The organism is Streptomyces sp. NPDC001348, assembly GCF_053597535.1.
The window spans coordinates 199,960-213,284 of record NZ_JBSFIK010000002.1 but is presented as its reverse complement, the minus strand read 5'-3'; the positions used below and the strand labels follow the sequence as shown (position 1 = coordinate 213,284).

General features: G+C 74.0%; 11 protein-coding genes and 1 pseudogene. 4 read left to right on the top strand and 8 right to left on the bottom strand.

All coding sequences use genetic code 11. The features are described 5' to 3' along the window. Both ACWC21_RS02770 and ACWC21_RS02765 read left to right on the top strand, forming a co-directional pair. Positions 1-203: pseudogene (locus tag ACWC21_RS02770) on the top strand (hypothetical protein); the annotation flags it as partial. Positions 204-213: 10 nt separating this feature from the next. Next, entirely contained in the window at positions 214-600 is a 387-nt protein-coding gene (locus ACWC21_RS02765) for a PPOX class F420-dependent oxidoreductase (RefSeq protein WP_450877402.1), read from the top strand. A 70-nt stretch (positions 601-670) separates the two neighbouring features. On the opposite strand, the gene ACWC21_RS02760 is transcribed toward ACWC21_RS02765, so the two are convergent. The 3 genes from ACWC21_RS02760 to ACWC21_RS02750 form a co-directional block, all read right to left on the bottom strand. Then, positions 671-3,439: a hypothetical protein gene (locus ACWC21_RS02760; protein ID WP_450877400.1), complete on the bottom strand. Its 2,769-nt coding sequence runs from the start codon at positions 3,437-3,439 to the stop codon at positions 671-673. Positions 3,440-3,556: 117 nt separating this feature from the next. After that, positions 3,557-3,973 carry a Zn-ribbon domain-containing OB-fold protein gene (locus ACWC21_RS02755; RefSeq protein ID WP_450877398.1) on the bottom strand — a complete coding sequence of 139 codons (417 nt, stop codon included), beginning with the start codon at positions 3,971-3,973 and terminating at the stop codon, positions 3,557-3,559. Between the two features lie 170 nt (positions 3,974-4,143). Then, positions 4,144-4,854, bottom strand: coding sequence for a TetR family transcriptional regulator (locus tag ACWC21_RS02750; RefSeq protein WP_450877396.1), 711 nt, complete (start codon positions 4,852-4,854; stop codon positions 4,144-4,146). 125 nt (positions 4,855-4,979) lie between these two features. On the opposite strand from ACWC21_RS02750, the gene ACWC21_RS02745 reads away from it, so the two are divergent. Beyond that, the gene (locus tag ACWC21_RS02745; protein ID WP_450877394.1) at positions 4,980-5,711 is read left to right on the top strand and encodes a peptidoglycan-binding domain-containing protein; all 732 of its coding nucleotides are present in this window, start codon (positions 4,980-4,982) and stop codon (positions 5,709-5,711) included. A 74-nt stretch (positions 5,712-5,785) separates the two neighbouring features. Beyond that, positions 5,786-6,268, top strand: a complete 483-nt coding sequence (locus tag ACWC21_RS02740; protein ID WP_450877392.1) for a flavin reductase family protein — start codon at positions 5,786-5,788, stop codon at positions 6,266-6,268. A 16-nt stretch (positions 6,269-6,284) separates the two neighbouring features. On the opposite strand, the gene ACWC21_RS02735 is transcribed toward ACWC21_RS02740, so the two are convergent. The 5 genes from ACWC21_RS02735 to ACWC21_RS02715 all read right to left on the bottom strand — a co-directional run. Then, positions 6,285-8,621 carry a SpoIIE family protein phosphatase gene (locus ACWC21_RS02735; protein ID WP_450877694.1) on the bottom strand — a complete coding sequence of 779 codons (2,337 nt, stop codon included), beginning with the start codon at positions 8,619-8,621 and terminating at the stop codon, positions 6,285-6,287. Positions 8,622-8,777: 156 nt separating this feature from the next. Beyond that, positions 8,778-9,158: a hypothetical protein gene (locus tag ACWC21_RS02730; RefSeq protein ID WP_450877390.1), complete on the bottom strand. Its 381-nt coding sequence runs from the start codon at positions 9,156-9,158 to the stop codon at positions 8,778-8,780. Between the two features lie 399 nt (positions 9,159-9,557). Next, positions 9,558-10,481, bottom strand: a complete 924-nt coding sequence (locus ACWC21_RS02725) for a MurR/RpiR family transcriptional regulator (protein WP_450877388.1) — start codon at positions 10,479-10,481, stop codon at positions 9,558-9,560. Between the two features lie 92 nt (positions 10,482-10,573). After that, positions 10,574-12,286 carry an ArnT family glycosyltransferase gene (locus ACWC21_RS02720; RefSeq protein WP_450877387.1) on the bottom strand — a complete coding sequence of 571 codons (1,713 nt, stop codon included), beginning with the start codon at positions 12,284-12,286 and terminating at the stop codon, positions 10,574-10,576. Between the two features lie 96 nt (positions 12,287-12,382). Beyond that, a partial coding sequence (locus ACWC21_RS02715) for an autotransporter-associated beta strand repeat-containing protein (protein WP_450877385.1) occupies positions 12,383-13,325 on the bottom strand: 943 nt, incomplete at its 5' end.

Sequence of the window (13,325 nt, the reverse complement as noted above, 5' to 3'; positions counted from 1 at the left end):
ACCTCGGCCCCGATCCGGCGGAGGTCTTCCTGGAACTCGGCCGGGTCGCCCTCAGCTCCGGCATCCCGTTCGGCAGCGGCGGAGCCGGTCACGTACGGCTGAACCTGGCGGCATCGCCCGAGGTGATCACGGAGGGGGTGCTGCGGATGGCGTCGGCCCTGCGCCGGCGGTCCGCGCCCGGCGCTCACGAGGCGTCCACCTAGACTGGCCGGCATGGACGACACTCCGGTGGACCGGCTTTCCGCGGGGAAATACCTGCTCGTCACCAGCTACCGCAAGGACGGCACCCCGGTCGCCACTCCGGTCTGGGTGGTACGGGACGGAGACGCCCTCGGCGTCTGGACGACCGCCGACTCCTGGAAGGTCAAGCGCATCCGCCGCCGCCCCGACGTCCTCGTCGGCCCGTGCGACGTGCGCGGCACGCCCACCGGCGGCCAGATCCCCGCCACCGCCCGGATCGGCGACGCGGCCACGACCGAGCGTTACCGGGCCCTCATCGCCCGCAAGTACGGAGTCGTCGGCCGTCTGACACTGCTGGGCAGCCGTCTGCGCCGGGGGCGCGAGGGGACCGTGGGGATCACGCTCACCGTCGAGGAGTGAACACCGGGGCCCGACAGGCCGGCGGGGCCGCGGCCGGTACGCCGTGGCCCCGCCGGTGTGCGGTGCGCCGTTACGACGCGTCCAGCACCGTGCCGTCCATGACCAGCCCGTCCTGATCGGGCCCGCCCTCGATCTGCTGCAGGCGCACGGACTCCTCGGGTTCGGCGACCCGGTCCGTGACCGTGGGCAGGGTCACGTCGGTGGTCAGCCGGCCCGCCGGGACGTCCACCCACAGCAGGAGGCCGTCCACCTTCGACAGCGGTCGCTCTGGGTCCGCGGACGCGTCGGCGATGTCCCTCAGCCACGCCGGGTCGACGTCCTTGCTGGACAGCTCCGCACCGGTGACCGGAACCGCGGCGAACGCCGCTCCCAGGTCCGCGTCGGCGGCCTCCGACAGGGAGACCCGCCACTTCAGGGCCTGCCCCTCGGTCACCCGGTCGGCCACCGGGGTGACGGTGATCTTCGGCGCCGGATCGTCGTTGCGGACGGTGACCCCGCCCCGGTCGGAGCCGACGACCGCGCCCCGCACGGCCTTGACGGCGATGTCGTGCGGCACGTCGTCGCCGTACCTGGTGTTCCCCTGGACCTTGACCGTCACGTCGATGTCGTGACCGCCGGGCCGGACCGTCACCAGCCGGTCCTTCGCCCGCCCGGTCGCCGGATCGATGACGTACACGCGCACCTGGCCGCCGCCCTGCCCGGACACCCGCACCGGCACCCGGTAGGTCCGCACGCCCGAGTCACCCTCGTCGACCGTGGTCCGGCCGATGTCGACGCGTGGCAGCTTCGCCGCACGCACCGCCGGTGTGCCGGGACGCCAGCCCCAGGCGTCCATCAGCCAGGCCCGCCCGGACCGTGAACGCGGCGTCAGCCGGATCGACTTGACGTGGCGCAGGTCGAGCCCGGCCCGGCCGGCCGCGGCCAGCGGTACACGCAGCTCGCGTGCCCAGTAGGACGCGGTCCGGTCACTGCCGGGCAGCCCGTCCGCCCGCACCCGGCCGAGGGCCGCCGTACGGCCGGAGGCGTCGGTCAGGGCCACGTCCAGCTGCGTCCCGGTGGTGTTCGGCGGGACGACCAGACGCAGTGTCAGCGCCTTGGCGCCGTCGAGGGAGACGGGCCGGGCCGTGCCGATGCGTGCCGCGGATCCGGGCGCCGTCCAGCGCAGTGCGACCGCGTGCCGGCCGGCCTCCTTCTCCGTCTGCCACATGGCGAAGTGCGGGGAGCTGCCCTTGGCGTTCCGGCCCAGGCAGGCGACGGCCGGGTCGGGGTCGACCGCGGAGCACAGCCGGGCGCCGGACACGGACACCTGGCCGGCCGGGTCGTCCGGCAGGAACCGTCCCCCGCGGTGGGCGCCGACCGCGTGGGTGAGCACCCGCGCCGGGTCCGCCGACGGGGCCCGCCGGCCCGTACCGTCGAGCAGCTCACGTACCCGGTCGTCCCCGGCGACGAACAGCCTTGCCGCGGCCGCGATGTAGGTGGAGCCCGCCTTGTGCTGCTGGTTCGCGGTCAGCCGGGTGGCCGACCCCTTCTTGCAGACCGGGTCCGGGTGGTCCGAGTCGTCCCAGAAGTCGTCCTCGGCCGGCGCCTGTGCCTGCCCCGGCGTCCACTCGGTGTTGAAGAAGTTGTGGTTGGCGCCGATCACGTAGACGGCGCTGTGCAGCGCGCTGCCCCGGCTGACGCCGCGGGTACCGTCGACGTACACCTCGCCCTGGAGGTCGGAGACGTCGCCGTCGCAGCCCGGCAGGATGGAAACCGACGGCACGTCGGCCACCGGGTTCTGGCCGAAGACGGTGGGTCCGATCAGGACGGTGCCGCTGATGTGCCAGCGCACCGGGCCGTGGTAGCCGTCCTGGTCGGCGGGCGGCGGGTAGAGGCTGTCCAGCGCCGCCCGGTTCACGCCCTCGCCGCCCCGGGAGTGCCCGACCAGCAGGACACGGGACAGGTCGGCGCGCGGCGCGCCGCGGACCACCGCGGGTGCGGTGTCCGGGTGTTCGGCCCAGGCGGCCCACCGCGCCAGGTGGAGTCGCACCAGCGAAGAACGGGCCTGGGCCCCGCCGTCCTCGGCGGCGTCGTCCTGGGCGTTGATGCCGTTGGCGGAGATCGACACCGTCACATAGCCCTGCGAGGCCAGCAGTCTCTGGTCGCGCAGGTAGCCGCGGTGGCTCGGCACCGGCTTGCTGCCCGTCTTGCAGGGCCAGTCGCCGGTGATGTCGCCGTGCGCGGTGTAGCAGGTGTAGTGACGTCCGTGCAGGAAGAGCGCCAGCGGCCTGCGACCGGTCGCCCCGGTCGGCGCCACCACCACGCCCTTCATCTCGACCGGCTCCGGAAAACCTGGCAGCCGCACCGACTTGAGCGTGTACTCACCGGTCACCGTCCGGTACGGGCCCGGTCTGCCCGGGTCCACGCGACCCGCGGGCAGCGGGGCCGGTGGCCGGGCGGCGGCGGTGCGGGCCTGCGGGGCGGTGGGAGCCCCGGCGTCCAGCCTGCGGCCGCCCGCCCACACTTCGAGGCTCTTCAGCTCGTCCGCCCGTACACCGTCCAGGCCGAGCCGGAAGCTGTGGCCGTCCTTCCCCGGCGCCGGGACGCCCAGGAACCGTCCCGCCGCACGGAACTCCACCCGCGCATCGCCCATGGGCACCCGCGAGGCCGACCGCCACACCAACTGCGGGGCCGAACGCCCGCCGTCACCGCCGAGGTGCCAGCCCGGGGGCAGGCCCCCACCTGCCTCGGCGGACGGCCTCGTGGCGACCTGCTCCCCCGCCTGCGCCAGCCCTGGGGATCCTCCCGCCACCGCCAGTAACACGGCGGCGGTGACCCATATTCGCCGGGCACGGACCACTGTTCCCCTCCTTGTACGTCCGGTTGGGGCCGGCCGGACGTCCCGGGGCCCCGCGTGCCGGAGGACGTGAGGAGGAAGCTGTGGGTTGCCTGTGCGGCGGGGGAGATTGGCGGGGTGTCAGCTCCAGGCCCGGTAGGGCTCGTCGAGCAGTTGGAAGACGGGCTCGCCCCGCACCGGGTCCTTCGCCGTGGACAGCCGCACCCGGTCCCCGCTGTGGATACCGATGGGCGGCCCCATCACCCGGCCGCGGACGACGAAGCCCTCGGCCAGCTCGACGAGCGACACGTTGCGCGCGGCGGGCGTGTTGCGGTGCACCACGGTCGAGTGCCGCACCGTGCCGACGCCCTCGCTGCGCTCGGTGCGCAGGTCGCTGCCCTGGCACACCGGGCACAGCAGCCGGTGGTACGTGGCGGTGCCGCACCAGTTGCAACGCTGGAAGACGAGGGCGTCCCTGGGGTCCGCGGTCCGGGGGTCGAGGATGCCCGTCGCGGAGCCGGCCGCCGGAGAGACGGCGCTTGCTGAATGGTGGTACACGCTGGTAACTCCCTGCGCTCGGCCGGAATCCGCGTGCCCGGCACCGCCGCGCACACGCGTGCGCGGTTCACCGTGCCACCGTGCACGGCGACAGAGTATGGCACTCAGTGCCACTCGTAAAGGCACTCCGTACCCCAAACTTTGACCCGCTGACCGGGGAAGCCGAGGGATCAGCCCCGGCCGAGCACGGACTCCAGCTCCTGCACCACCCGCCACAGCGGCGCCCCGCGCCGGGACACCAGCACGACCACGTCCTCGGCCCGCGTCTCCTCGGGCACCGCGACCGAGGGCCGGCCGAACGCGGACTGCACATACCCCAGCGCACGGTCCACCGCCACGCTCGCGTCCCCCTCGCCGCCCGAACGCAGCCACCAACGCAGTGCGTTGTTGTGCGCCGCGACCACCGCGGCGGCGATCACATCGGCCCGCAGCGTCCCGTCGGGCCGGCCGGTGAAACGGCCGCGCAGGTAGTCCGCGAGGGCCCGCTCGTAGCGCCACACCACCGACAGCTCGTACGCACGCAGTCCCGGCACCTTCTTGGTGAGTCGGTAACGCTGCACCGAGAAGGTGGGGTTCTCCGCGTACATCCGCAGCACCAGCCGGGCCGCGTCGCAGACCCGCCGCACCGGCTCGTGCTCCTCGCCGCTCGCGGCCAGGAAGTCGGTCATGTCGGCCAGGCAGCGCTCGTGGTCGGGGAAGACCACGTCCTCCTTGGAGGGGAAGTAACGGAAGAACGAGCGCCGGCCGACCCCGGCGAGCGCCACGATGTCGTCCACGGTGGTCTGTTCGTAGCCGCGTTCCAGGAACAGCCGGAAGGCCGCCGCGACCAGGGCGTCCCGCATGGGCGGCTTCGCGCCGGGCGCCGCGCTGCTCGAGCTCATGGACGTGAACGTAGCACCCGTCCGGATGCCGTGGCACTCAGTGCGAATCGGGGGGAACTGAGTGCTTTCTGAACTCGAGAGCCACTGCCTGCGTATATCTGCTCGGGGACGGAAGGAGAGCGCCCTTGTCGACACCGCCCGAGCAGGGCCCGCCGCACCGCGGTCCGGTCCTCGAACCCATCCGTGTGCTGCGTCCACGCCGCCTGGACACGCTCGCCGAGCTGATGCGGGAGATGGAGGAGGACGCGGCCCGCCCGCAGCCGCCCGCGGATCGGACCGCCCCGGACGCCCGGAACGGCCCCTCGGCCGCACACGCCTTCGCGGGACCGCCCCCCGAGGACGACACCGAGGAACTGCCGGCCGTCTCCGCCCACCCTTCCGGCCCCTCGCCCGCCGCACCCGGCCGGTTCGGTTTCGGCCCCGGGCTGCGCCGCGCCGCCGTCGCGGTCGCCGTCACCGCGGCCTCGCTGGTCGGCTTCGGCTGCGCCCTGCTGCTGCCCGGCCGTGAGGACACCGCCTCGGCCGCGCAGCCCGAACGGCCGGCCACCACCGCCCCCGCCGCACCGGCCGCTCCCACCACGCCGGCCGCCGGCGCCCCCACCGCCGCCGACCCGGACGGCGCGGGAACCCTCCGCCAGGGGGACAGCGGTCCCGAGGTCGCCGAACTGCAGCAGCGCCTGCTGCGCATCCCGGACGTCTACCGCGACGGCTCCACCAGCGGCCACTACGACGCCTCGCTCACCGCGGCGGTCGCCCGCTTCCAGGTCTGGTACGGCATCAGCGGCGACGAGAGAGGCGTCTACGGCGACGACACACGCCGCTCCCTGGAGTCCCGTACCAGCCTCACCACCGGGTGAGACGCCGACGGCCCGGGGCACCCGAGGGATGAGCCGCCGCCGACGGCGGCCGAGTCGAAGGAGGTGGGGCCGGCATGGCCGACCCGGACGTGTTCATGCACCGACTGGACCCCGACATGTGCGTGGTCACGGCCGCGGTGGGCGACGAACGCTCGGGCTGTCTGGTCGGGTTCGCCTCGCAGTGCTCCCTCGAGCCCGTGCGTTTCGTGGTGTGGCTGTCCAAGGTCAACCACACCTATCGGGTGGCCCGGGACGCCGACTTCCTCGCCGTCCATCTGCTGACCCGGGAGCAGCACGGCACGGCGGCGCTCTTCGGTGGGCGGACCGGCGACCGGGTCGACAAGTTCGCCGGTGTGCCGTGGACCCGGGGCCACGGCGGGGCCGTCGTCCTCGAGGACGCGGCGGCCTGGTTCGTGGGCACCGTGCTGGAACGTGTCGACGGCGGCGACCACGTGGGCTTCCTCCTCGATCCCGTGCAGTGCGGAGAGCGACGCGCGGGGCCGCTCCTGCGGCTGGGTGACGCCCTCGACATCGACCCCGGCCATCCGGCGGACTGACCCCGCAGGGCCCGCCTCACACCGTCTCGGACGGCACCCGTATGTCCAGCACGCACACGTCGTCGCGCCGCGCGCCCTGGAGCAACGCGGCCAGCAGGGACTCCAGGGCGCCCGGCTCGTCGGTGGAGTGGGCGAGGACGGCCGCGGCCAGGCGGGTGAGGCCCGCGTCGAGGCTCTCGCCCGGCCGTTCGACCAGGCCGTCGGTGTACAGCAGCAGCCGGTCCCCGGGCTCCAGACGGCATTCGGCGGCATCGTAGACGGGCGACGTGGTGGCTCCGAGCAGCATTCCGGCGGGCCGGTCCAGGAAACGGGCCTCGCCCCCGCGCAGCAGCAGCGGCGGCGGGTGTCCCGCCTGCGCCCAGGTCAGCCGGCGACCCTCGCGCTCGTAGCGGGCGAGCACCATGGTCGCGGTGCCGTGGCTGTCCCTGGAGTGCAGCAGCAGCGTGTTCAGCCGGGCCAGCGCGCCGGTCAGCGAGGAACCCGTGCTGACCATGCCCTTCGCGGTGAAGCGGAGCTGGGCCATGGTGGCGACGGCGCCGATGCCGTGCCCCGCCACGTCGCCGACCACGAACAGCGCGTTGGAGTCGGGCAGTTCGATGGCGCTGAACCAGTCGCCGCTGACATGGATCTCCGACTGTGCGGGCACGTAGGCCACGTCGACCCGCAGCCCGGCCAGCTCGACCGGCTTGCTCGGAAGTGGCAGCAGCGCGTGCTGCAGCCGGGCGGCCATCGCCCGCTCCGCCTGCAGGATGCCGCGCTGCATCAGCACCGCCCGCTCGCTCTCCACCAGCGCCAGTTCGGCGCTGCGCTGCGCGGTGAGGTCCTGGACGAAGCCGTGCACCTCGACGGGCGTGCCGTCCTGGTCCGCCACCGCCTCCGCCACCGCCCGCAGGTGCCGGACCCCGTTGCCGGTCGGGATCCGGAACGGCACGTCGAACGGCCGCCCGGCGCGGACGAGTTCGGTGACGGCACGGGAGAGGGCCGGGGCGTCCTCCGGGAGCGCCAGATCAGGCAGGCGTTCCAGGGGGAGGGGACCCCGCACGGGATCCCGGCCGAGGACGGCGTACGCCTGGACCGACCACGAGGCCTCGCACGTGACCAGGTTCCAGTTCGCCCAGCCCAGGTTGCCGAGCCGCTGCACGTCCGCCAGCCGCTGTTCCTGCCGGTCGGTGTCGTGCCGGATCCAGCTGACCATCAGCCCGTCACCCAGCCGTGCCGCCCGCACCGAGTAGGTGGCGATCCGGGGCAGACCGGCCACCACCTCGTGGTACGCGAACGGCTCGCCCTCGAACGGTTCCCCGGTCGTCAGCGCGGCCAGGTATCCGTGCCACAGGGACTCACCCGCCACGGACGGGTAGCACTCCAGGATGCGCAGGCCGATCAGCTCGCGTCCGGTGCGGCCCAGGACGTCGATCGAGTCCGGGGTCGCGGCGTCGATGCGGTAGTCCTCCACCTCGCCCGACGCGGAGCGCAGCGGGGTGAGCAGGACGGCCGTGCCCGGGAGCACGTCGAACACGGCCTGTACGGCCTCGGCGGCGCCCGCGGTGGCACTGTCCTGCGGTGTCTCGAAGGCGCGCAGCCGGCCGGCGCAGAGCCGGGCGACGGCCAGCAGGAACTCCCGGGTGCGGGGCGCGAAGGGTTCGCCGCTGCCGCACAGCACGCCGAGCGCCACGTCGGCGGTCTTCCCGGTCGTCACCGGCAGCCAGGCGCGCGACCGCCACCGTTCGGGCGGATCCCCTATCAGCAGGTACCGCGACCGGTCCGAGGGCAGATCCTCCAGCCAGCTGGGTTCGTGACTGCGCAGGACGTCCAGCGGGGCGACTCCGGCGAGCGGCGGGACCCGGTGCCACTGCGCGGCCAGCGTGGGGCCGACACCCGCGTGCCCGATGAGTTCGAGGCCGCCTTCGGGCAGCCGGCTGAACAGCAGGACGGCATCGGCGCCCACCTCCGGCCTGAGGCGTTCCCGCAGGCATATGGCGAGCTCCTGCGGTGAGCCGACCCGCACCAGGGCCCGTCCGATCCGCCCCAGCGCCTCGGAGTGGTCGTCGGGCCCGGCGGCCTGCGCGGCGGGCCCGGTCGGGGCGGGGGAGTCGACGACCGCGTGGATCACCGGGCGCGCGCCGTCCCCGGCCGCCGGGGCCGCCGGGACGGCCGGGTCGAGGTCCTCCAGCGGCGGCATCAGCGCGCCCAGGGTCAGCCAGCACTCCTCGATCAGCGTGCGGCTTCCCGCCTTGGCACGGTGGAGGAGCTCTTCGTGCGCGCTGTCCGGGGAGCATCCGGTGAGTGCCATCAGAGCACCCTTGGCCCGCTCCACGACGGCCGACGTCGCCGCCAGCTCCTGGAGCCGGTCCATCTCTGCGCGCTGTCTCGCCACCACCCTGGCGAGCGCCGCCAGGTCGGGGACGCCGCCGGTCCGCGGGGTGGGCGCAGGCTCGCTCGTCACGCGAACGAGCATTGCACATCCGGGCCGCTCCCAGCGCGCCCCGCGGAGAACGAAGGCCCCGGGGGCTCAGCGGCCCGTGCTGTGCCCGACCAGCGCCTCGGTGACCGCCCGGACGCTGCGGGCGATGTGCTGCAACTGGAGAACCTCGGCCGCGTACATCTTGATCGTGTGCTCGATGACCGACTCGGGCAGGCCGAGTACGGGCAGTTCGGCGCGCGCGGTCTGCAGCGCGGTGCGGGCCACCCGGATCTCCTGCTGCACCTGTATCTGGGCGTGCCGGGCGAGCAGCACCGGGTGGCGGATCAGCGCGGGGTAACTGGCGTAGCGGGCGGGGATCAGCTCGCGCAGCCATTTGGCCGCCGAGCGCTCCCAGTCGTAGGAGCCGGGCGTCTTGACCTGACAGGGCCAGTCGGTGCGGGTGCGCGTGGTCGTGAGGGGCATGGTCATCGCTTCCGGGTGTGCGGCGTCGTGCGGGGTGGTCCGACGGGATGTGGCGGCCCCGGTCTAGGGGATGACCGGGGCCGCCAGGGGCGCGCTCGGAGGCGACGCCCGATCGAACACCCCGGGCGCCGACGCGGGTAGGGGACGGCGGCTGGGGGTGTCCGTGCAGGGGCCCGGGGAGGGCGGTCGCCGGCGCGGCGTACGGGCTTGCGTGCGCATGGGCGGTCCGTCGGCTTTCTCGGGCGCTTGCCAGGGGTGAGTCCTTGGGGACGGTCCGTACCCGGAGTTGGCCGGGCGCGGTCCGTGAGCAGTATTTATATATGCCGTCGGCTTTGCAAGACGTATGAAAACATTCATGCGCGATATGGGTGGATGATCCCGCCGAGAGCCGGATGGGGGCTTTCGTCAGTCCTTGAGGAAGAACTGGTGCTGCTCGGCGATCTGCTCGTACTCCTCCAGCCGCGCCTGCGTCCGTTCGGGGTCGGCGTCGGTCATCGCCTGCAGCAGCGCGGCGGCCATCAGGCCGGGAGCGGCATAGGAGTCGAACACCAGCCGGGAGCCGGTGCCGGTGGTGAAGGTGACGTCGGCCTCGTCCGCCAGCGGGCCGAGCGCCAGATCGGTGACCAGGGCGACCTTCAGACCCGCGCCGCGAGCGACCCGGACCGCGTTGAGCGTCTCCTGCGCGTGCCGGGGCATGCCGAAGGCCAGCACCCAGGTACCGCCCGCCTCGCGGGACTGCAGCAGTGCGTCGTAGGCCACGCTGCCGCCGCGGGTGACGAGCCGTACGTCGGGGTGGATACGGCGGGCGGCGTAGGCGAAGTACTCGGCCAGGGAGACGGAGATGCGCAGGCCCAGCACGGTCAGCGGGGCGGACCGGGACAGCTCGCGGCCGATCCGGATCACCCGGGCGGGGTCGGCGAGGTCCCGCCGGAGGTTCTCCAGGTTCTGGATCTCGGCGTCGACCGCGGCCTGGAGCTCGTTGCTGCGGTTCTCCTCGGCCGCCGCGGGGCCGCCGGCGAGAGTGCCGAGCGCGATCGACTGCAGCCGCTCCCGCAGCGCCGGGTAACCGCTGAAGCCGACCGCGGCGGCGAACCTGGTCACGGAGGGCTGGCTGACTCCGACCCGGTCGGCGAGGTCGGTGATCGACAGGAACGCGGCCTCGGTGATGTTCTCGATGAGGTACTGGGCGATGCGGCGCTGCCCGGGCGACAGCCGGGGCCCGTCGAAGAGTTCGCGGAGCCGGGAGGTCGGAGACGCCTCGGCCTCCGGCACGGCCTTGCCCGAGGTGATCGCGGATGCCTGCGCGCGTGCCTGCTGGGGCGATGGCACCGGTGCGCCTCCTTTGTCTCCCACGAGGTCTCAACATAGCCGACGGGCCGTGGTGGCCAGGGCGTTGTGCCACCACGGGAAGCCCGCCGGGCTCACCGCCGGTAGATGGTGATCGAATGCCCCACGTCGTCGATCGCACGGCTGCTGTGGATCAGTTCGGCCAGCTTCCCCCTCGCCTTGGCCACGGACGAGTCGGACACCACCAGCACCCCGTGCACCTCGTCCAGCGGCGCCCGGCGTGGATCGGCCGCGCGGACGCCGTAGTACGCGGGCACACCGCTGCCCTTGTACACGAGCCACACCCGCTCCCCCCGGTACCGTTCCCGCAGCCGGCCGGCGAGCCGGCCGAGATCCTGCCCCCAGTCCACGTTGGAGTCGTGCAGCCGCAGATGCGTCTTCGCCGGCCCGCCGAACGCCTCGTTGGAGTACGGCAGGTAGTAGGGGAAGGCACGCACGGAACTGACCGCGACGAACAGCACCAGCGCCCCCGCGGCCACGGCCGTCCACCGTCGGCGCACCAGGAGCAGGAGCCCCGCCGCGACCGCCAGGAACATCGGCACGAACACGGCGTACCGGGTGCCGAAGTCGCGCGAGCCGGTCATCGCCGTGGCGAGCAGCACGGCGGGCGGCAACAGGATGTACGGCGCGGCCGGCCGAAGCCTCCGTATCCGTACGACGACTACCGCACCGGCCGCCCACAGGGCCAGCATGCCGAGCGGGGTCTTCACCAGGAGGGCGGCCGGGAGGTAGTACCAGAGCGAGCCGGTGTAGAGCCGCCCGAACAGGTAGCCCTGCCACGGGTAGTCCTCCATCGAGAACTGCGCCAGCATCCCGGCCCGGTACGCGCGCGGGAACGGCAGCAGGGCGGTCAGGCGCCCGCGCAGCCCGTGGACGACCGGCACGGGATCGGCCGGCGCGAAGCGCAGCCGGGGGTCGACGGCCAGGTAGGCCGCCCAGACGACGGCGAGCGCCGCCAGCGCCACCACGGCCGCCGCGGTCAGCGTCCGCACCACGGCCGTGCGGCGGGCGGCCCGCTCCCGCGGGTACACCGACACGGCGGCCAGCAGCATCAGCACCGGCACCGCGGGCAGGACGCTCATCTTGGTCGCCGCGGCCGCGCCGAGCGCCGCGCCCGCGAGCGGCAGGTACAGCCGGGGCCGACGGCGGGCCCGCCACACCAGCCAGGCCGACGTCAGCACGAAACCGGCCGCCGGCACGTCGAGGGTGGCCAGCGAACCGTGCGCGATCACGTCGGGGCAGAAGGCGTACAGCGCCAGCGCCGCGAGACCGCCCGCCCGGCCCGCGACCTCGCCCGCGAAGGCGTGCACGACCAGCCCGAACAGCAGCGTCAGCGCGATCACCGGAAGCCGCGCCCACAGCATCAGCCGCCAGGGGTCGTTTCCGGACTCGTAGAGCAGATGGCGGCCCACCTCGCCCTGGTCGCCGTGGTACGAGGTGTCGTAGTGCGGGTCGGCGACCGCGACCCCCGCCATGATCACCAGCTTGCCGAGGGGCGGGTGTTCGGGGTTGTAGCGGACGCGGTGCTCACGCAGGTAGTCGGTGGCCGTGGCCACGTACACCGGCTCGTCGATCGTCGGCGTCTGCCGCACGGCCGTCGTCACCATCGCCGCGGCCATCTGCGCCAGCAGCAGGGCCGCCAGCAGCGGTACCAGCCACCGCCGGCGGCGGCGCAACCCGTCGTACAGACGCTCCCGGGCCGGCAGTGCCGCCCGTGGTGCCGGGTCGCCGGAGCCGGGGGCCTCCGGGGCCTCGGGTGCGAGGACCGGGTGCTGTTCGCGCGTCATCGTCCGCCCTGCGGTGTCCCGCGCCGGCCGGTGGCGGCGGCGATCGGAGGGCCGCCTCATGGCCCCACTCTCGCATCGCCCCCGCTACCGGGCGCGTCACCGCCTCACGAGTCGTACCGACAGACCGTCTGCCGTACAGACCGGTACGGCGCGCAGGCGGTCGGAGTTCACCTCTACGCGGTCGAACCGGCCGCTCAGCCGGGATGCGTCGATCACCGGCACCGTGCTGCCCGCGACGGGCGGCCGTTCGGCGTCCAGCCGCAGCGACAGCACACTGCCCCGGCCGAGCACCGCGCGCCGCTCCACCACCAGGGGCGCCTTCCGGCCGGCGCGCAGCGTGACTTCGAGGGTGCCGGAGTCCTGGCCGTACAGCCCGCGCACCAGCACCCGCTCGTCCACCCGCAGTGTGCCGCCGGCGACCCGCACGTCACCGTGCCCGAGGGCGTCCTTGGAGCCCGCGACCAGCGTGCCCGCCGCCAGCACGGTCCCGCCGGTGTACCGGTTGTGGCCGGTCAGCGTGAGCGTGCCGGTGCCCTGCTTGGTCAGACCGCCGCATCCGTCGATGTCGTTGCGCCAGCTGTCGGCGGCCGAGTAGCCCCCGGCGGCCGCGTCGAGGGTCACGGTGACGTCGGTGTCGAAGGCGCCGTAGCCGTCCGCCGCCGCGAACAGGTTAAGCCGGCCCCACTGCTCGAAGCCGTCGAGCAGGACGTACCCGGCGGGCAGCCCGGTGGTACGCAGCACCTCGCGCCGCTGCGCCGCGTCGAGGTACGGCAGCCGCGTCTCCAGCAGCACCTCGGCGCCCTTGGGCACCGTCAGGGGCGCGCTGTGGCCCTGCCGGGTCAGGACGTACGTCAGGCGGGGCGTGACCGCGCGGGCGTTGGCGGCCCGGTCGGCGTACGGGTCGGTGTCGGGGCCGGCCGCGTGCGCGTAGGCGTACAGGGTGCCGGCGTCCGTCCCGGTCTGCTCCTCGAAGTACGCCAGCGCCTGGGCCCGGGCGGCCTGTTTGAGGGCGGCGTTGGCCGGGTCCGCGAGGGTCGCC